Source organism: Cupriavidus sp. CER-90, assembly GCF_057652055.1.
This window is the reverse complement of sequence record NZ_JBYGYM010000002.1, coordinates 221610-239179: the sequence shown is the minus strand read 5'-3', so window position 1 is coordinate 239179 and position 17570 is coordinate 221610. Positions and strand designations below refer to the sequence as shown.

14 protein-coding genes are annotated in these 17570 nt (G+C 67.8%); 13 read left to right on the top strand and 1 reads right to left on the bottom strand.

What is annotated here, in order from left to right; all coding sequences use genetic code 11:
* Positions 1-13 precede the first annotated feature (13 nt).
* From AC24R4_RS11580 to AC24R4_RS11565, 4 genes are all read left to right on the top strand, one after another.
* Complete coding sequence (locus AC24R4_RS11580) at positions 14-1264, top strand: lipoprotein-releasing ABC transporter permease subunit (RefSeq protein WP_400393403.1); 1251 nt, start codon at positions 14-16, stop codon at positions 1262-1264.
* On the top strand, positions 1257-2000 hold the full coding sequence (locus AC24R4_RS11575) for an ABC transporter ATP-binding protein (protein WP_400393401.1): 744 nt from the start codon (positions 1257-1259) through the stop codon (positions 1998-2000). The genes AC24R4_RS11580 and AC24R4_RS11575 overlap by 8 nt, the downstream gene beginning before the upstream one ends.
* Positions 2001-2013: 13 nt before the next feature.
* A complete protein-coding gene (locus tag AC24R4_RS11570) occupies positions 2014-2841 on the top strand; it encodes a TatD family hydrolase (protein WP_487523162.1) in 828 nt (275 codons plus the stop codon).
* Between the two features lie 146 nt (positions 2842-2987).
* A complete protein-coding gene (locus tag AC24R4_RS11565; RefSeq protein ID WP_487523161.1) occupies positions 2988-5534 on the top strand; it encodes a DNA internalization-related competence protein ComEC/Rec2 in 2547 nt (848 codons plus the stop codon).
* A 6-nt stretch (positions 5535-5540) separates the two neighbouring features.
* On the opposite strand, the gene AC24R4_RS11560 is transcribed toward AC24R4_RS11565, so the two are convergent.
* Positions 5541-6515, bottom strand: a complete 975-nt coding sequence (locus tag AC24R4_RS11560; RefSeq protein WP_487523160.1) for a MurR/RpiR family transcriptional regulator — start codon at positions 6513-6515, stop codon at positions 5541-5543.
* 301 nt (positions 6516-6816) lie between these two features.
* Here AC24R4_RS11560 and edd point away from each other — a divergent pair, with 301 nt between their 5' ends.
* The 9 genes from edd to kdsA all read left to right on the top strand — a co-directional run bounded on the left by edd (position 6817) and on the right by kdsA (position 17569).
* Positions 6817-8733, top strand: a complete 1917-nt coding sequence (gene edd, locus AC24R4_RS11555; RefSeq protein WP_400392725.1) for a phosphogluconate dehydratase — start codon at positions 6817-6819, stop codon at positions 8731-8733.
* 176 nt (positions 8734-8909) lie between these two features.
* On the top strand, positions 8910-9434 hold the full coding sequence (locus AC24R4_RS11550) for a gluconokinase (protein WP_153948924.1): 525 nt from the start codon (positions 8910-8912) through the stop codon (positions 9432-9434).
* Positions 9435-9676: 242 nt separating this feature from the next.
* Positions 9677-11152, top strand: coding sequence for a circularly permuted type 2 ATP-grasp protein (locus AC24R4_RS11545; protein ID WP_092596291.1), 1476 nt, complete (start codon positions 9677-9679; stop codon positions 11150-11152).
* Positions 11153-11185: 33 nt separating this feature from the next.
* Positions 11186-12139 carry an alpha-E domain-containing protein gene (locus tag AC24R4_RS11540; RefSeq protein WP_153948922.1) on the top strand — a complete coding sequence of 318 codons (954 nt, stop codon included), beginning with the start codon at positions 11186-11188 and terminating at the stop codon, positions 12137-12139.
* An 82-nt stretch (positions 12140-12221) separates the two neighbouring features.
* Positions 12222-13055, top strand: coding sequence for a transglutaminase family protein (locus AC24R4_RS11535; RefSeq protein ID WP_400392728.1), 834 nt, complete (start codon positions 12222-12224; stop codon positions 13053-13055).
* A gap of 104 nt (positions 13056-13159) precedes the next feature.
* Entirely contained in the window at positions 13160-13963 is an 804-nt protein-coding gene (locus AC24R4_RS11530; RefSeq protein ID WP_092596288.1) for a proteasome-type protease, read from the top strand.
* Positions 13964-14062: 99 nt separating this feature from the next.
* Positions 14063-14884: an alpha/beta fold hydrolase gene (locus tag AC24R4_RS11525; RefSeq protein WP_400392730.1), complete on the top strand. Its 822-nt coding sequence runs from the start codon at positions 14063-14065 to the stop codon at positions 14882-14884.
* A gap of 137 nt (positions 14885-15021) precedes the next feature.
* Positions 15022-16674, top strand: coding sequence for a CTP synthase (gene pyrG / locus AC24R4_RS11520; protein WP_092596280.1), 1653 nt, complete (start codon positions 15022-15024; stop codon positions 16672-16674).
* A gap of 25 nt (positions 16675-16699) precedes the next feature.
* Positions 16700-17569, top strand: coding sequence for a 3-deoxy-8-phosphooctulonate synthase (gene kdsA / locus AC24R4_RS11515; RefSeq protein ID WP_400392731.1), 870 nt, complete (start codon positions 16700-16702; stop codon positions 17567-17569).
* Position 17570: the final 1 nt, after the last annotated feature.

Here is a 17570-nt window from a genome sequence, read left to right as displayed (position 1 = left end):
AACAGGATTCCTCTTGAACTTTCCTTACGAGTGGCAGATCGGCTGGCGGTACACCCGCGCAAGCAAGCGCGCCAGCCGCAACACGTTCATTTCGTTCATCTCGATGATCTCGATGCTGGGCATCGCGCTGGGCGTGGCCGCCCTGATCGTCGTGCTGTCGGTCATGAACGGTTTCCAGAAGGAGGTGCGCGACCGCATGCTGTCGGTGCTGTCACACATCGAGGTGATCGGGGCAGGGCCGCTGCAGGACTGGCAGAAGACCGCCGCCGAGGCCGAGCGCAACCAGGAAGTGATCGGCGCCGCGCCCTATGTGGCGGCGCAGGCCATGCTCACGCGCGACGACGCCGTGCGCGGCGTGCTGCTGCGCGGCGTGGACCCGAGCCAGGAACCGAAGGTATCCGACATCGGCAGCCAGTTCCGGGCCGGCAGCATGAACGCGCTGGTGCCGGGCGGCTTCGATATCGCGCTGGGCAGCGAACTGGCCAACGCCCTGGGCGTGCGCGTGGGCGACAAGGTCACGCTGGTGGCGCCGCAGGGCACCATCACGCCGGCGGGCATCCTGCCGCGCCTGAAGCAGTTCACCGTGGTGGGCGTGTTCTCGTCGGGTCACTATGAATTCGACAGCGCGCTGGCGCTGGTCAACATGGAAGACGCCGAACTGCTGTTCCGCCAGAACGGGCCGACCGGCGTGCGGCTCAAGCTGCAGGACATGCAGCGCGCCCCGCAGGTGGCGCAGGCGTTGTCCACCACCATGTCCGGCGATCTGTATCTGCGCGACTGGTCGCGCCAGAACCGCAACTGGTTTGCCGCCGTGCAGACCGAAAAGCGCATGATGTTCATCATCCTGACGCTGATCATCGCCGTGGCCGCCTTCAACCTGGTGTCGACGCTGGTCATGACCGTGACCGACAAGCAGGCCGACATCGCCATCCTGCGAACGATGGGGGCCCAGCCGCGCTCGATCATGAAGATCTTCATCGTGCAGGGCGTGGCCATCGGCTTCATCGGCACGGTGCTCGGCGTGCTGGGCGGCACGCTGATCGCGACCAATATCGACGTGATCGTGCCGTTCATCGAACGCGTGCTGCACGTGCAGTTCCTGCCCAAGGACATCTATTTCATCAGCGAATTGCCTTCGGACCCCCGCGTGAACGACATCGCCACCATCGGCATCATTTCCTTCGTGCTGGCCACGCTGGCCACGCTCTACCCCAGCTGGCGCGCCGCCCGCGTGAATCCCGCGGAGGCACTGCGCTATGAGTGACACGACGCTGATTCCGGACGTGGCGGCCGTGCCTGCCGCGTCGATCCAGACCGGCGGCTCGCCGGTGCTGGTGGCCGAGGGGCTGACGAAGCGGTTCCAGCAGGGCGGGCTCGATGTGGAGGTGCTGCGCGGCGTGGACGTGCGCGTCAATGCCGGCGAGAAAGTGGCCATCGTGGGCGCATCGGGGTCGGGCAAATCGACGCTGCTGCATGTGCTGGGCGGGCTGGACAACCCCGACGCCGGCCGCGTGGCGCTGCTGGGCAAGCCGTTCACGTCGCTGCGCGAGAAGGAACGCAACATCGTGCGCAACCGCTCGCTGGGCTTTGTCTACCAGTTCCACCACCTGCTGCCCGAGTTCACGGCACTGGATAACGTGGCGATGCCGATGCGCATCCGCGGCCAGACCGAGCGCCTGGCGCGCGAGGCGGCCCAGGCCGTGCTGGAGCGCGTGGGCCTGGGCGGCCGCTCGAAACACCGTCCCGGCGAGCTGTCGGGCGGCGAGCGCCAGCGCGTGGCCATTGCGCGGGCGCTGGTGGGGCAGCCGGCCTGCGTGCTGGCCGACGAGCCCACCGGCAACCTGGACGATCACACCGCCGGGGGCGTCTATGACCTGATGCTCGACCTGTCGCGCACGCTGGGCACGAGCTTCGTGATCGTGACGCACGACATGGACCTGGCCGGCCGTTGCGACCGCGTGTTCAGGCTGCGCGACGGGCACCTGCATCAGGAACGCTGACCCGCGCCGCCTTATGTGGATCGACACCCATTGTCATCTGGACGCCCGCGAGTTCGACGCCGACCGCGAGCACGTGATCGAAGCCGCGCTGGCGGCCGGCATCTCGGGCATCGTGCTGCCGGCCGTGGCGGTGTCGAACTTCGACGCCGTGCGCGCGCTGGCCGGCGAGGGATCGCGCTGCGTCTACGCGCTGGGCATCCATCCGCTGTGCACGCCGGGCGCCGGGCAGGCCGACCTCGACGCGCTGCGCCAACAGGTGGCGGCATCGATCGACGATCCACGCCTGGTTGCCATCGGCGAGATCGGGCTCGATTTCTTCGTGCCGGGTCTGGACGCCCGGCACCAGACCTGGCTTTACACCGAACAGCTCAAGATTGCCCGCGAGTTCGACTTGCCGGTGCTGCTGCACGTGCGCAAGTCGCAGGATCAGGTCTATGCCGGCCTGCGCCGCGCGGGCGTGCGGCAGGGCATCGCGCATGCCTTCAACGGCAGCCACGAGCAGGCGCGCCGCTATGTCGAGCACGGCATGAAACTTGGATTCGGCGGCAACGTGACGTTCTCGCGCGCCAGGCAGATCCGGCGCCTGGCCACGGAGCTGCCCATCGAGGCCATCGTGCTGGAAACCGATGCGCCCGATATCGCCCCGGCATGGCTGTCTGACGACCAGTTCGGCGAACAGCACAAGGCACGCAACACGCCTGGCGAGGTGGCCGGCGTGGCACGTGTCATGGCCGAATTACGAGGTGTGCCGGAGCGCGAACTGGCGCACATCATGTGGCGCAATGCGGTCGCCGCATTGCCCCGCCTGGGCGCGTTCGCGGACCTCATGGCGCCGCGATAGTCATCGCTGTTTCGCCATTTCTGGCGCCACACCGCCCGGTGCGATGCAGATTTAACGTTTTGACACACCGGCGCATCATTCGGACACGTTTTTCCCTGCCTTTGCGCGGTACAAAGCCCCCTTCGTGACATCGATCCGGGGGCTTCATGCGCTTGCTGCTGCTGGCGTTCGTGTTGGGGTGCTGGCTGCTGCAACAGCAGGGCATGCTGCCGGGCCGCGCCGAATGGCTGGCCGGTGGTGGGATTGCCATCGGACTGGCCGGTGCGGCATGGGCCTCGGCGCGCTGGCGGGGCCGATGGGCGCCGCATGGGCGTCTGGCACTGGGCGCCGCGCTGGCGCTGCTGATCGGCGTGGGCTGGTCCGCGTGGCGCGCGGACGTGCGCATCGCACGCTGGCTGCCATCGGATATGGCGGGCAAGGATCTGGTGGTGGAAGGCATCGTTGCGGGGCTGCCCGATGCCGTACCGCACGGCACACGTTTCCTGTTCCGCGCCGAGCACTGGCCCGATGGCCCGGCGCGGCAGTCGCTGCCGGCGCGGCTGCTGCTGACGTGGCGCGACGAGGCGTCCGGCGACGCCGCAGCGCGCGACGCATCGCCTGCGATCGATGCGCTACGGCCGGGACGGCGGTACCGCCTGACCGTACGCCTGCGCCGTCCGCGCGGGCTGGCGAATCCGCACGGCTTCGATTATGCGTACTGGTTGCTGGGGGAAGGCGTGCATGCCACGGGCTACGTGCGCGGCGCCGCCGCGCTGGCCGCCGCCGGCCCGGTGCCGTGGCCCGTGCGCGTCGCGATGTGGCGCGCCGGCCTGCGCGATCGCCTGCGTGCCGCCTTGCCCCCCGACGCCCGCTACGGTGCCGTGCTGATCGCGCTGGTGATCGGCGACCAGCGCGGTATTGCGCGGGCGGACTGGGACATCTTCCGGCGCACCGGCATTTCGCACCTGGTCAGTATCTCGGGCCTGCATATCACCATGATTGCTGGCGCGGCGGGCGCCCTGGCGCGCATGCTGTGGCGGCATTCGTTCGGGCTGGGGCGGCGGCTGCGCCGTCCGTTGCCGCTGGTGTGGCCGGCGCAGCAGGCCGCGCTGGCCGTGACCGTGCTGGCCGCGCTCGGTTACGGCCTGATTGCCGGCATGCAGATTCCGGCGTTGCGCACCGTGGCGATGCTCGTCGTGGCGGCCCTGGCCTTGTGGAGCGGCCGGGCGACGCCGCTGTCGGTGGTGCTGGCGTGGGCCGCCGGCATGGCGGTGGCGATGGATCCCTGGGCGGTCATGTCGCCGGGATTCTGGCTGTCCTTCGGTGCGGTGGCGGTGATCTTTCTCCATGCGCGCGACGGTCCGGAAGACAGCCGGCCCACGGCGGCGGGGAAGGACGCCGGTGGGCGCATGGCCCGGCTGCGGGCCGGCATCGTCAATGCCGCGCGTACGCAGTGGGCCGTGACCATCGGGCTCGTGCCGCTGACGCTGTTGCTGTTTGGTCAGGTGTCTCTGGTGTCCTGTGTGGCCAATGCGGTGGCGATTCCGGTGGTAAGCCTGCTCGTGACCCCGCTGGCGCTGGCCGGGGCCGTGCTGCCGGGCGCCATCGCCGCGCCGTTGCTGGCCGTGGCGCACACTGCGCTGGCGTGGCTGGTGAGCGGTCTGGGGTGGCTGGCCGCGCCGGCATGGGCGGTCTGGGAGGCCGCGCATCCGGGCTGGTGGCGCACGGCGCTGGCCGTCGGCGGGGTCTGGCTGTTGCTGGTGCCGCGACGGCCCGTGTGGCCGCAACTGGTCCGGTCTGGCAAGGGCTGCGCGCAGATCGCGCGGCCGATTCCACGCTGGGCTGGCGCGGGCCTGATGGTGCCGATGCTGATGACCGGGCGCGCGGCCGTGGCCGAAGGCGAGATGCGCGTGACGGCGCTCGATGTCGGGCAGGGCACGGCGGTGCTGGTGGAAACGCGCCGGCATGCGCTGCTGTATGACGCCGGGCCGGCCTACGTGTCGGGCACCAGTGCCGGAGGACAGGTCGTCGTGCCGTTCCTGCGCGCATCGGGGGTGCGCCGGCTGGATGCGCTGATGGTCAGCCACGAAGACGCCGACCACGCCGGGGGTGTGCACGATGTCATGCAGGCGGTGCCTGTCCGATCTCGCCTGACCGCGGCACCGCCCGGGCACCGGCTGATGGCGGGAGCGGAAGGTGCCGACTGGCAGCCTTGCGTGAGCGGCGACGGCTGGCAATGGGACGGAGTGCGGTTCGACATCGTCCATCCCACGACGGAGGATCTGGCCGCCGGCAGGCTCCAGAGCAATGCGCGCAGTTGTGTGCTGCGTGTGGCCACGGCGCGGCGCAGCCTGCTGCTGACCGGCGACATCGGTGTGCGAGAGGAACTGGGATTGGTCGAGCGCCTGCCGCCGGACCATTTGCGTGCCGACGTGCTGCTGGTGCCGCATCACGGCAGTGGCACGTCATCGCATATGGCGTTCCTGCGCGCCGTCCAGCCGGAATTGGCGATTTTCCAGCTTGGGTTTGCAAACCGCTACCGCCATCCGCGCGAAGATGTCTGGCGGCGCTACGAGCGGGCCGGTGTCGCCCGCTATCGCACGGACGAGACTGGTGCCGTAGCGATCTTGACGTCGGGCGACGCGCTTGCGGTCGTGCCGTATCGGCAGCGATACCGCCGCTACTGGCGCGATGGGCCGCCCGCGCCGCGTTGATCCGTGTCAGTTGGCCCGCGCGGGCGCCTTGGCGGATCTGGCCGTGGAAGCGCGGCGAGGCTGGGTGCCGGCCTTCGCGCTACCGCTAGCACCCGCGCTCGCACTTGCGCTGGCGCTTGCACCGGGCTTGGCTGCGGCCGGCTCCGCGCCGGCAATGCGGCGCTCGCGAAGGTGGGCCTTGGCGCGCTGCAGGCCGCCCGCCACCGACTCCGCGCGCTCCAGTGCCACGCCGGCGGCCAGCACATCGCCCAGCACCAGATGGCAGATGCGCGACGTCATCGGCGTGTAGACCTCGCTGTCTTCTTCGACGTCGGAGAACACGCAGACGTCGGCCAGCTTGGCCAGCGGAGACCCGCTGTGGGTCAGCGCCAGGACGCCGGCGCCGCTGCCCCGTGCCAGCGTGGCGGCGGCCAGCATGTCCCAGGTGCGGCCGCTGTTCGACACCAGGACGGCCACGTCGCCCGGCCGCAGCAGCGCGGCGGACATGCTGAACACGTGCGAATCGGAATAGGCCGTGGTGGGGATGCCCAGGCGGAAGAACTTGTGCTGGATGTCGAGCGCGACGATGCCCGAATTGCCGCAGCCGTAGAACTCGATGCGCCGCGCGCTGGCCAGCAGGCGGATGGCGTGCTCGATCTGGTCGGCGGACAGTGCATTGCGCACGGACATCAGCGTGGCGATGGTGCGGTCGAACACCTTGCCGGCGATGTCGGCGGGCCGGTCGTTGGCCTCCACGTCCTGATGCACGAACGGCGTGCCGCCGCCCACGTTCTGGGCGAACTGGAGCTTGAACTCCTTGAAGCCGTCGTAGCCGAGCGCGGCGCAAAAGCGCGCGATGGTCGGCTGCGATACGCCGGCACGTTCGGCCAGTTCCGGCATGGTCAGCCGGATGACGCTGGCGCCGTGGCGGGCCACATAGTCGGCCAGCCGGCGTTCGGACGGGCGTAGCGTGTCGTAGACGGCAAGGATTCTGTCGCGCATGGTGAAGGTCGTGCGGGAAACGGTGCGTGGGAGTCGTGACGGCGGGCCTCGGTGGCCGCGTCTTTGGATATGTAGAGATTCTACACATTCGACTGTCGGATTCGCAGCTCCGGCGCCCGGTTTTCATCCTAGGATTTACCCGGATTTGCGCGCGTAACGTCATTTTCACGCGGTGGCAAGGCTTCCGGCGAGGTGTCGGCCGTGGCTATAATGTAGAAAATCTACAGATTCGGTGGCCTGTGGCGATATGTCAGACCTGTCGCGCGGTTGTCCGGATCGCCCCACGAGGATCCATTCCGCCATGACCCAAGCCGCCAAGGGCCACGTCCGCGCCGAAGTTTCGGCCGTCACCGACCGCATCGTCGAACGCAGCCGCGCCAGCCGCGCCGCCTACCTGGCGCGTTGCGAGCGCGCCCAGCGAGACCTGGGGCCGCTGCGCGGCATGTCATGCGCCAACCTGGCCCATGGTTACGCGGCACTGCCGGCCGACGACAAGCTCAAGCTGCGCGTCGAACATGCGCCGAATCTGGGCATTGTCACCGCTTACAACGACATGCTGTCGGCCCACCAGCCCTACGAACGCTATCCGGCCGTCATTCGCGAAGCCGCGCGGGCCGTGGGCGCCGTGGCGCAGGTGGCGGGCGGCGTGCCGGCCATGTGCGACGGCATCACGCAGGGCAATGCAGGCATGGAGCTGTCGCTGTTCTCGCGCGATGCCATCGCCATGAGCACTGCCGTGGCGCTGTCGCACAATACGTTCGACGCCGCGCTGATGCTGGGCGTCTGCGACAAGATCGTGCCCGGCCTGCTGATGGGCGCGCTGCAGTTCGGCCATTTGCCGGTGGTGTTCGTGCCGGCCGGCCCGATGGCCTCCGGGCTGTCGAACAAGGAAAAGGCGCGCGTGCGTCAGCTCTATGCCACCGGACAGGTCGGGCGCGACGCGCTGCTGGAAGCCGAATGTGCGGCCTACCATGGCGCCGGCACCTGCACGTTCTACGGCACCGCCAACAGCAACCAGTTCCTGATGGAGATCATGGGCCTGCACATGCCGGGCGCGGCGTTCGTGCATCCGGACAGCGGCCTGCGCGATGCGCTGACCACGGCGGCCGCCCAGCGTGCGCTGGCGCTGATCGCGCGGGGCCGTGAATATACGCCGCTGGCGCAGATCGTCGACGAGCGGGCCGTAGTCAACGCCATGGTTGGCCTGCTGGCCACCGGGGGTTCGACCAACCACACGATCCACCTGGTGGCCATGGCGCGCGCAGCCGGCATCGTGATCGACTGGAACGACTTCGACCGCCTGTCGGCCGTTACGCCGCTGCTGGCGCGCGTCTATCCGAACGGCTCGGCCGATGTGAACCACTTCCACGCGGCGGGCGGCGTGGCCTACGTGATCGGCCAACTGCTGGAAGCCGGGCTGCTGCACGAAGATGTGAATACCGTGGTGGGCCGTGGCCTGGCCCGCTACACCGAAGAGCCGGTCATGACCGACGGCGCGCTGCGCTGGCGCGACGGCCCGGCCACCAGCGGCGATACCGCCGTGCTGGCGCCGGCATCGGCGCCGTTCTCGGCCGAAGGCGGCCTGCGGCTGATGGCGGGCAACCTGGGGCGTGGCGTGATCAAGGTCTCGGCCGTGGCCGACGCGCATCGCATCGTGCAGGCCCCGGCGCGCGTGTTCGATTCGCAGGAGGCGCTGCAGGCGGCGTTCGAGGCCGACGAACTCAATCGCGATGTGGTGGCGGTGGTGCGCTTCCAGGGCCCGAATGCCAACGGCATGCCCGAACTGCACCGGCTGACCCCGGCGCTGGGCGCGCTGCAGGACGCCGGCCACAAGGTGGCGCTGGTCACCGATGGCCGCATGTCGGGAGCGTCGGGCAAGGTGCCGGCCGTGATCCATGTCGGCCCCGAGGCACTTGTGGGCGGCCCGCTGGCGCGTGTGCGTGACGGCGACGTCATTCGTGTGGACGCCGTGGCCGGTACGCTCGAACTGGTGGGCGACGCCCGCGTGCAGGCGGAATTCGCCGCGCGCACGCCGGTGCCGGCGCCGGCCGACGATTTCGCGAATTTCAGCATGGGCCGTGGCCTGTTCGGGCTGTTCCGGCGCCATGCGCGCATTGCCGAGGAGGGCGGCAGCGCGCTCGACCTGTCCGAGGCCGATGCCCCGTCGTCGGCCACGGCCGGTGCGGCTGTCAAAACCGCGTCCGCCGTCGCACAATAGGCGGACGTCCGGCCAGGCACCGACCCGCTACAGCCAATCTACAGCCAATCTTTCAGACATTCCGTTATCCCCGCGGCGCTGGCGCCCCGGGGCACTGCCGGGCCACGCCGACGCGTGCCCGGCGGCTACCGACAAGGGTGGCAATACCACCCGACACCATGTTCGATGGAGCAGACATGATCTATATCCTGATGGGCGTTTCCGGCAGCGGCAAGACCACCGTGGGCCAGTTGCTTGCAGAGCGGCTGCACTGTGGCTTCCATGATGCCGACACCTTTCACAGCGAGGCCAACAAGGCCAAGATGCACGCCGGCGTGCCGCTCACCGACGAAGACCGCTGGCCCTGGCTGGCTGCCATGCGCGCGGCCATCGACGCCGCCCGCGCCGAGGGCCGCACCCATGTCTTCACCTGCTCGGCGCTGCGCCAGACCTACCGCGACCGCCTGACCCCGCCCGACGGCGGCGTGACCTTCGTGTTCATGAAAGGCGACGCCTCGACGATCGGCGGCCGCCTGTCGGCCCGCGCCGACCACTTCTTCAACCCGGCACTGCTGCAAAGCCAGTTCGACACCCTGGAAGAGCCCCGGGACGCGCTGGTGCTCGATATCCGCCGGGCGCCCGAAGTCCTGGTGGAGGACATCCTGGCCAAATGCCCGCCGGAGTCGGTCTCCTGCGCTGGCCAGGCAAAGACCGCGCACTGATCCCTGCACCAAGGCCGGCCAGACGTGGCTGGCAAGCATCTTGCTAAACCGTTTTGCGTACCGGCGCATGTCTTGTGCATGCAACCCCTTGCGGGATTTACCGGTGCGGATATGCTGGAAGCGTCGACTCGACGAGGCATCGATAAACGGGTGGCCGGCGGTATTGCCGTGCAGCAGGGCCGAAGAGCAGTCAGGCGGCACGGACCGCGGCAGGCGCCCATTTCCACGAAGGAGCGGCCATCATGGCGGCGCGGTTTTTCGACGAGATGCTGGAAGGGCGAGAGGACGGCACGGTGACGGCCGTCGAGGCCGGACAGGTTTTGCCGCCAGGGGCGGTCCGGACTCACTACCGAAGTTTTGCGGACTGGCTCGGCCGGCAGTCCGTGTCCACCATGGACAACAAGCGCGCGGAGGCGGATCTGATCTTCCGGCGCGTGGGCATTACCTTCGCCGTCTATGGCGACAAGGACGAGTCCAACAGCGGCACCGAGCGGACCATTCCGTTTGACGTGATCCCGCGCGTGTTCCCGGCCAGCGAATGGGCCACGCTGGAACGCGGCCTGCGCCAGCGGGTGGCGGCGCTGAACCGCTTCATCCATGACATCTATCACGGCCAGGACATCATCCGTGCCGGCGTGATTCCGCCCGACCAGATCTATAACAACGCCCAGTACCGGCCCGAGATGCTCGGCATCGACGTGCCGCGCGACATCTATGCCCATGTGGCCGGCATCGACGTGGTGCGCGCGGGCCAGGGCGAGTTCTACGTGCTGGAAGACAACCTGCGCGTGCCGTCGGGCGTGTCGTACATGCTGGAAAACCGCAAGATGATGATGCGGTTGTTCCCCGACCTGTTCGCCCGCAACCGCGTGGCGCCGGTGGCCCACTATCCCGACCTGCTGCTGGACATGCTGCGCAGCGTGTCGCCGCAGAATATCGCCGACCCTACCGTGGTCGTGCTCACGCCGGGCATGTACAACTCCGCGTATTTCGAGCACGCGTTCCTGGCCCAGCAGATGGGCGTGGAACTGGTGGAGGGCAGCGACCTGTTCGTCGAGGACGACCACCTCTACATGCGCACCACGCAGGGGCCGCAACGGATCGACGTGATCTACCGCCGCGTGGACGACGACTTCCTGGACCCGCTGGTGTTCCGGCCCGATTCGGCGCTGGGCGCGGCCGGGCTGCTGTCGGTCTATCGCGCCGGCAACGTGACGATCTCGAACGCGATCGGCACCGGCGTGGCCGACGACAAGTCGATCTATCCGTATGTGCCGGACATGATCCGCTTCTACCTGGGCGAAGAGGCCATCCTGTCGAACGTGCCTACCTACATGTGCCGCCGGCCCGATGACCTGCAATACGTGCTCGACCACATGGCCGAGCTGGTCGTGAAGGAAACCCACGGCGCCGGGGGGTACGGCATGCTGGTGGGCCCGGCCGCGACGAAGGCCGAGATCGACCAGTTCCGCGAGGTGGTCAAGGCGCGGCCCGAGCAGTACATCGCCCAGCCCACGCTGGCGCTGTCCACCTGCCCGACCTATGTGGAATCGGGCATCGCGCCGCGTCATATCGACCTGCGGCCGTTCGTGCTGTCGGGCAAGGAAGTGCGCATGGTGCCGGGCGGGCTGACGCGCGTGGCGCTGCGCGAGGGGTCGCTGGTGGTGAATTCCTCGCAGGGCGGGGGCACCAAGGATACCTGGGTGCTGGAACGCTGAAGCCGAACACACTGATCGCCGGGAGACCCCATCATGCTGAGCCGTACCGCCGACCACCTGTTCTGGATGGCCCGCTACACCGAGCGCGCGGAAAACACCGCGCGCATGCTCGACGTCAACTACCAGACCTCGCTGCTGCCGCAGTCGGCCGAAGTGGCCGAGCAGGGCTGGTGGGCGATGCTCGACATCTCCGAGCTGACCCAGGCCTACGACCACAAGTACGGCCTGCTGCACCGTGACGACGTGATCGACTTCATGGTGCGCGACATGACCAACCCGTCGTCGATCATGAGCTGCCTGCGCGCGGCGCGCGAGAACGCGCGGGCGGTGCGGGGGTCGCTGACCACCGAGGTCTGGGAAACCATCAACACCACGTGGCTGGACGTGCAGCGCATGATCACCGAGGGCGAGTTGCGCGACGATCCGTCGCGCTTCTTCGAATGGGTCAAGTTCCGCTCGCACCTGGCGCGCGGCGTGCAGTTCGGCACCATGCTCAAGGACGATGCGTTCCACTTCATGCGGCTGGGCACGTTCCTGGAGCGCGCCGACAACACGGCGCGGATCCTGGACGTCAAGTTCCAGGCATCGGGCCGCGACGACAGCGATCCGAACCGCGAGCAGAACGACTTCTACCACTGGGCGGCCGTGCTGCGGTCGGTGTCGGGCTTCGAGGTCTACCGCAAGATCTACCGGGCCGTGATCACGCCGCAGCGCGTGGCCGAACTGCTGATCCTGCGGCCGGACATGCCGCGCTCGCTGGTGTCGAGCATGGACGAGGTGGTGTCGATCCTGGCGCTGGTGGCCAACCAGCAATCGTCGGAGACCGAGCGCCAGGCTGGTAAACTCCACGCCGACCTCAAATACGCGCGCATCGACGACATCTTCGCCGTCGGCCTGCACGCCTACCTGACCAGCTTCCTGGAGCGCATCGGCGATCTCGGCAATGGCATCAGCCGGGATTTCCTCGTGCCGCTGCTGGCCGCCTGAATCGTCATGCCTGTGCCCGGTGCATCACGCGCCGGGCCTGTGAAGCACCGGCGGGTGCCGTGCCGGGCGCGCGATACGCATCGTGAAATACAGGATCCACCACAAGACTCTCTACCAATACACCGAACCGGTGCGTCGCAGCGTGCATGAACTGCGCCTTGCACCGCGCTCGGGGCCGCTGCAATCGGTGCAGGACTGGCAGCTTTCGGCGCCGGGCAACCTGACCGAGGCGCGCGACGGTTTCGGCAATATCGTCCACAACTTCACCATGGCCGGCCCGGCCCGCACGATCGCCATCACCGCCACCGGCGAGGTGGAAGTGCAGGGCGGGATGGGGGGTGAACACGGCGGACACCACGCCTTTGTCGATCAGCCGGACGCGGGCGAGGCGCGCGTGTCGCCGCTGTATTTTGTGGCGACTACGCCTCTTACCCAGGCGCCGAGCGGCCTGCAGGCGTTTGCCGCGCCCTATGTGGCGGCGGGCCACGATGTGCCCGCGCTGCTGGCCCTGGCGGGCGGCATTGCCGATCGCGTGCGCTACCAGGCCAATACCACCCATGTCGGCACGTCGGCCGCCCAGGCCTTCGCGCTGGGGAGCGGCGTCTGCCAGGACCAGGCGCAGGTGATGGTGGCCGCCTGCCGTGCGCTGGGCATTCCGGCGCGCTATGTCAGTGGCTACTTCTACGATCCGGCCGCCACGGCGCTGGCCAGCCATGCGTGGGCCGATGTCTGCCTCGATGCCGGCCGGGGCCTGTGGTGCAGTATCGACGTGACGCACCGTTGCGTGACAGATGCCCGCCATGTACGGCTCGCGGTGGGGCGCGACTACGCCTCGGCTGCACCAATCCGGGGCATCCTCGAAGGTGGCGCGGGGGAAACGCTCGACGTCGATATCGCCATCACGCCCGCGGCCTGACCCGGCTGCGCCGGCATTCAAACGGCGTAGCGGTTTGCCGAGCAGCTAAAATGCAAGTTTGCCGCCTCACCAGAGGTACGGCGCCCCCAACAAGACACCTGTTCATGACGTACTGCGTAGCGATGCGGCTGGATGCCGGTCTGGTATTCCTGTCCGATTCCCGAACCAATGCCGGGGTGGATGCCATTTCCACCTCGCGCAAGATGACCGTCTTCGAAGAGCCGGGCGACCGCGTGCTGGTGCTGATGACGGCCGGCAACCTGGCCATCAGCCAGTCGGTGCGGCAACTGCTGGCCGAGGCGCGCGACGAAAAGCGTTCGCTGTGGACGGCCCGCGACATGTTCGAGGCCGCCACGATCGTCGGCGACGCCGTGCGCGCCGTGCACAAGCGCGACGCCCACGCGCTGCGCGAAGCCGGCATCGATTTCAACGTCAGCATGATCTTCGGCGGCCAGATCCGCGGCGAGCGCACGCGGCTGTTCCATATCTATGCGGCGGGCAATTTCGTCGAGGCGTCGCCCGAGAACTGCTACTTCCAGATTGGCGAGGCCAAGTATGGCAAGCCGATCGTCGACCGCGTGGTGTCGCCGTCGCTGCCACTGGGCGAGGCCGCCAAGTGCGCGCTGATTTCGATGGATTCGACGCTCAAGTCGAATATCTCGGTGGGCCTGCCGCTGGACCTGCTGGTATACGAGGCCGATTCGCTGCGCGTGACGCGCTTTGTCAACATCGACGAGAAGAACGCGTACTTCCGCATGATCCGCGACACCTGGGGCCAGCGCCTGCGCCAGGTGTTCGGCGAGATCGCCAATCCCGAGTGGGATGCCGCCGAGCCGGCCGAATTTCCGCTGGCGCGCGACGAGGCCGACCGCTGGGGCCAGCCCGTGCGCGCACGCCGGGAACGGTAGAGGGAAACGTCTACCCCATTCGCGCCGGCGCGGGGGTCGAACGGCGGGGCGCCGCAGTACACTCTGCGGCGACTGTCACATTCCCATTGCACTTGTCTCATGCGCGACATCCTGCTGTTCTCCCACGCCAACGGATTTCCCGTGTCCACGTACCGCAAACTGTTCGGGGCGCTGGAAGATGCCTTCGAGATCCGCGCCGTCGAGCGCTACGGCCACGATCCAAAGTACCCGGTCACGCGCGAATGGCCCAATCTGGTGGACGAACTGCTACGTGAGATCGAACGCGCGCGTCGCGACGGCGCCGATACCCGCAAGGTCTGGCTGGTCGGGCATTCGCTGGGCGGTTTCCTGTCGCTGATGGCCGCGTTGCGCGCACCGCAGCGCGTGCGCGGCGTGGTGATGCTCGATTCGCCGATCATCGCCGGCTGGCGGGCGTCGCTGCTGCGGGCGTCGCAGGTCCTGGGTCTCGACGAAAAACCTGGCCCGGCGGCCGTGACCAAGAACCGCCGCACGCACTGGCCCGATACCGAATCGGTCTGGACCCACTTCCAGGCCAAGCGCAATTTCCAGGTCTGGGACCCGGACGTGCTGCGCGACTACGCCGAGCATGGCACCGAGCCGACCGGCCGGGCCGCGGAACGCCGCCTGCGTTTCGACCGCGACGTGGAATACCGCATCTATCGCACGCTGCCCACCAGCCTGGGCCGGCGCGTGGCCCATGGCGCGCCGGTGCCGGTGGGCTTCATTGCCGGCACGAAATCGCGCGAGGTCAGGCAGGTGGGACTGGGCGCCACGCGCAAGCTCGTGGGCGACCGCCTGCGCTTCATGGAAGGCGGGCATCTCTATCCGATGGAGCGGCCGCTGGAAACCGCCGCCACCGTGCACGAACTGATCGGGCAGATGCGCGACAGCGGCCACTGAAGACGGGCAGGGCGCCGAGCGGCGCATGCGCCGCAGCGGCGGGGCAACGCATCGCGGACACTGCCCTGTCACAAAATCCGGGTCGGCGGCGGACGGGGTCTCATGTATAATCCCGATTTCCCCGGCAAGCTCGGTTTATGACCAAATTCGTCTTCGTCACCGGTGGCGTCGTCTCTTCTCTCGGCAAGGGCATCGCTGCTGCTTCGCTCGCGGCCATTCTCGAGTCGCGCGGCCTCAAAGTCACCCTCCTCAAGCTCGATCCCTACATCAATGTCGACCCCGGCACGATGAGCCCTTTCCAGCATGGCGAGGTGTTCGTGACCGAGGATGGCGCCGAAACTGACCTCGATCTGGGTCACTACGAGCGCTTCGTGTCGGCCAAGATGCGCAAGTCGAACAACTTCACGACTGGCCAGATCTATGAGTCGGTGATCCGCAAGGAGCGCCGCGGCGAGTATCTGGGCAAGACCGTGCAGGTGATTCCGCATATCACCAACGAAATCCAGGCGTTCGTGGAGCGCGGCGCGGCCGCCTCGCATGACGGCAAGGCCGATGTGGCCCTGGTGGAAATCGGTGGCACGGTGGGCGATATCGAATCGCTGCCGTTCCTGGAAGCCGCCCGCCAGATGAGCCTGCGCATGGGCCGCAACCACTGCGCCTTCGTTCACCTGACGCTGGTGCCGTTCATCGCCAGCGCCGGCGAGCTGAAGACCAAGCCGACCCAGCACTCGGTGCAGAAGCTGCGCGAAATCGGCATTTCGCCGACGGCGCTGCTGTGCCGTGCCGACCGTCCGATTCCGGACGACGAGCGCGCCAAGATCTCGCTGTTCGCCAATATTCCGCAGGACGCCGTGATTTCGGTGTGGGATGCCGACAGCATCTACAAGATCCCGCAGATGCTCAACGAACAGGGCCTGGACCGCCTGATCTGCGAGGAACTGCGCCTGGACCCGAAGCCGGCCGACCTGTCGATGTGGCAGAAGCTGGTGAACGCGCAGGAAAACCCGCAGCACGAGATCAAGATCGGCATGGTCGGCAAGTATGTCGATCTGACCGAGTCGTACAAGTCGCTGATCGAGGCCCTGCGCCACGCCGGCATGCATACCGCCACGCGCGTCAATATCGAGTACATCGATTCCGAGGAACTGGAATCGGGTCACCTCGAAGTGCTGCAGCCGCTGGACGCCATCCTGGTGCCGGGCGGTTTCGGCAAGCGCGGCACGGAAGGCAAGATCCGCGCGATCCAGTATGCCCGCGAGAACAAGGTGCCTTACCTGGGCATCTGCCTGGGCATGCAGCTGGCCGTGATCGAATTCGCCCGTGACGTGGCAGGCATGAAGGACGCCAATTCGACCGAATTCAACCTCGAGACCGAGCACCCGGTGGTGGCACTGATCACCGAATGGGTGGACCGCGAGGGCAAGGTGGAGCAGCGTTCGGCCGAATCCGACCTGGGCGGCACGATGCGCCTGGGCGCGCAGCGCGTGCCCATCCAGGCTGGTACCAAGGCCGCGCAGATCTACGGCGCCGAAGTCAACGAACGTCACCGCCATCGCTACGAGGTCAACAATCACTACGTGCCCCAGCTCGAAAAGGCCGGCATGGTGATTTCGGCCCGTACCCCGACCGAAAACCTGCCGGAAATGATGGAGCTGCCCGAGTCGATGCACCCGTGGTTCGTGGGCGTGCAGTTCCACCCGGAATTCACGTCGACCCCGCGTGACGGCCATCCGCTGTTCAAGGCCTACGTGGAAGCCGCGCTGGCCTCGCAGCAGCGCAAGGGCGCCTGACGCGTCGCGACGAAGGAGACAAGCCATGAAACTGTGTGGATTCGACGTCGGCCTCGACAAGCCGTTCTTCCTGATCGCCGGCCCGTGTGTCATCGAGTCCGAACAGATGGCGCTGGACACCGCCGGCGAGCTCAAGCAGATCACCGGCGAACTGGGCATCCCGTTCATCTACAAGTCGTCGTTCGACAAGGCCAACCGGTCGTCGGGCAAGTCGTTCCGTGGTCTGGGCATGGAGAAGGGCCTGGAAATCCTTGCCACGGTGAAGCGCGAAATCGGCGTGCCCGTGCTGACGGACATCCACGAGATCGACGAGATCAAGCCCGTCGCCGCCGTGGTGGACGTGCTGCAGACGCCGGCCTTCCTGTGCCGCCAGACCGATTTCATCCGTGCGTGCGCCCAGAGCGGACGCCCGGTGAACATCAAGAAGGGCCAGTTCCTGGCGCCGCACGACATGAAGAACGTGATCGACAAGGCACGTGACGCGGCCCGCGAGGCCGGTCTGCCCGATGACGTGTTCATGGCCTGCGAGCGTGGCGTTTCCTTCGGCTACAACAACCTGGTGTCGGACATGCGCGCGCTGGCGATCATGCGCGAGACCGGTGCCCCGGTGGTGTTCGACGCCACCCACTCGGTGCAGCTGCCGGGCGGCCAGGGCACCAGCTCGGGCGGCCAGCGCGAGTTCGTGCCGGTGCTGTCGCGTGCCGCGGTGGCCACCGGCGTGGCCGGCCTGTTCATGGAAACCCATCCGGACCCGAGCAAGGCCATGTCCGACGGCCCCAACGCGGTGCCGCTGTCGCGCATGAAGGAACTGCTGGCCGTGCTGAAGGACCTGGATACCCTGGTCAAGCGCGCCGGCTTTCTGGAAGACAACTTCGGCTGGCCGGCCTGCGCCTGAT

Bases quoted from the DNA above. Each gene is read 5' to 3' on its own strand.
- AC24R4_RS11575 (WP_400393401.1), top strand. From the start codon at position 1,257: ATGAGTGACACGACGCTGATTCCGGACGTGGCGGCCGTGCCTGCCGCG.
- AC24R4_RS11570 (WP_487523162.1), top strand. From the start codon at position 2,014: ATGTGGATCGACACCCATTGTCATCTGGACGCCCGCGAGTTCGACGCC.
- AC24R4_RS11565 (WP_487523161.1), top strand. From the start codon at position 2,988: ATGCGCTTGCTGCTGCTGGCGTTCGTGTTGGGGTGCTGGCTGCTGCAA.
- AC24R4_RS11560 (WP_487523160.1), bottom strand. From the start codon at position 6,515: ATGCGCGACAGAATCCTTGCCGTCTACGACACGCTACGCCCGTCCGAA.
- edd (WP_400392725.1), top strand. From the start codon at position 6,817: ATGACCCAAGCCGCCAAGGGCCACGTCCGCGCCGAAGTTTCGGCCGTC.
- AC24R4_RS11550 (WP_153948924.1), top strand. From the start codon at position 8,910: ATGATCTATATCCTGATGGGCGTTTCCGGCAGCGGCAAGACCACCGTG.
- AC24R4_RS11545 (WP_092596291.1), top strand. From the start codon at position 9,677: ATGGCGGCGCGGTTTTTCGACGAGATGCTGGAAGGGCGAGAGGACGGC.
- AC24R4_RS11540 (WP_153948922.1), top strand. From the start codon at position 11,186: ATGCTGAGCCGTACCGCCGACCACCTGTTCTGGATGGCCCGCTACACC.
- AC24R4_RS11530 (WP_092596288.1), top strand. From the start codon at position 13,160: ATGACGTACTGCGTAGCGATGCGGCTGGATGCCGGTCTGGTATTCCTG.
- AC24R4_RS11525 (WP_400392730.1), top strand. From the start codon at position 14,063: ATGCGCGACATCCTGCTGTTCTCCCACGCCAACGGATTTCCCGTGTCC.
- pyrG (WP_092596280.1), top strand. From the start codon at position 15,022: ATGACCAAATTCGTCTTCGTCACCGGTGGCGTCGTCTCTTCTCTCGGC.
- kdsA (WP_400392731.1), top strand. From the start codon at position 16,700: ATGAAACTGTGTGGATTCGACGTCGGCCTCGACAAGCCGTTCTTCCTG.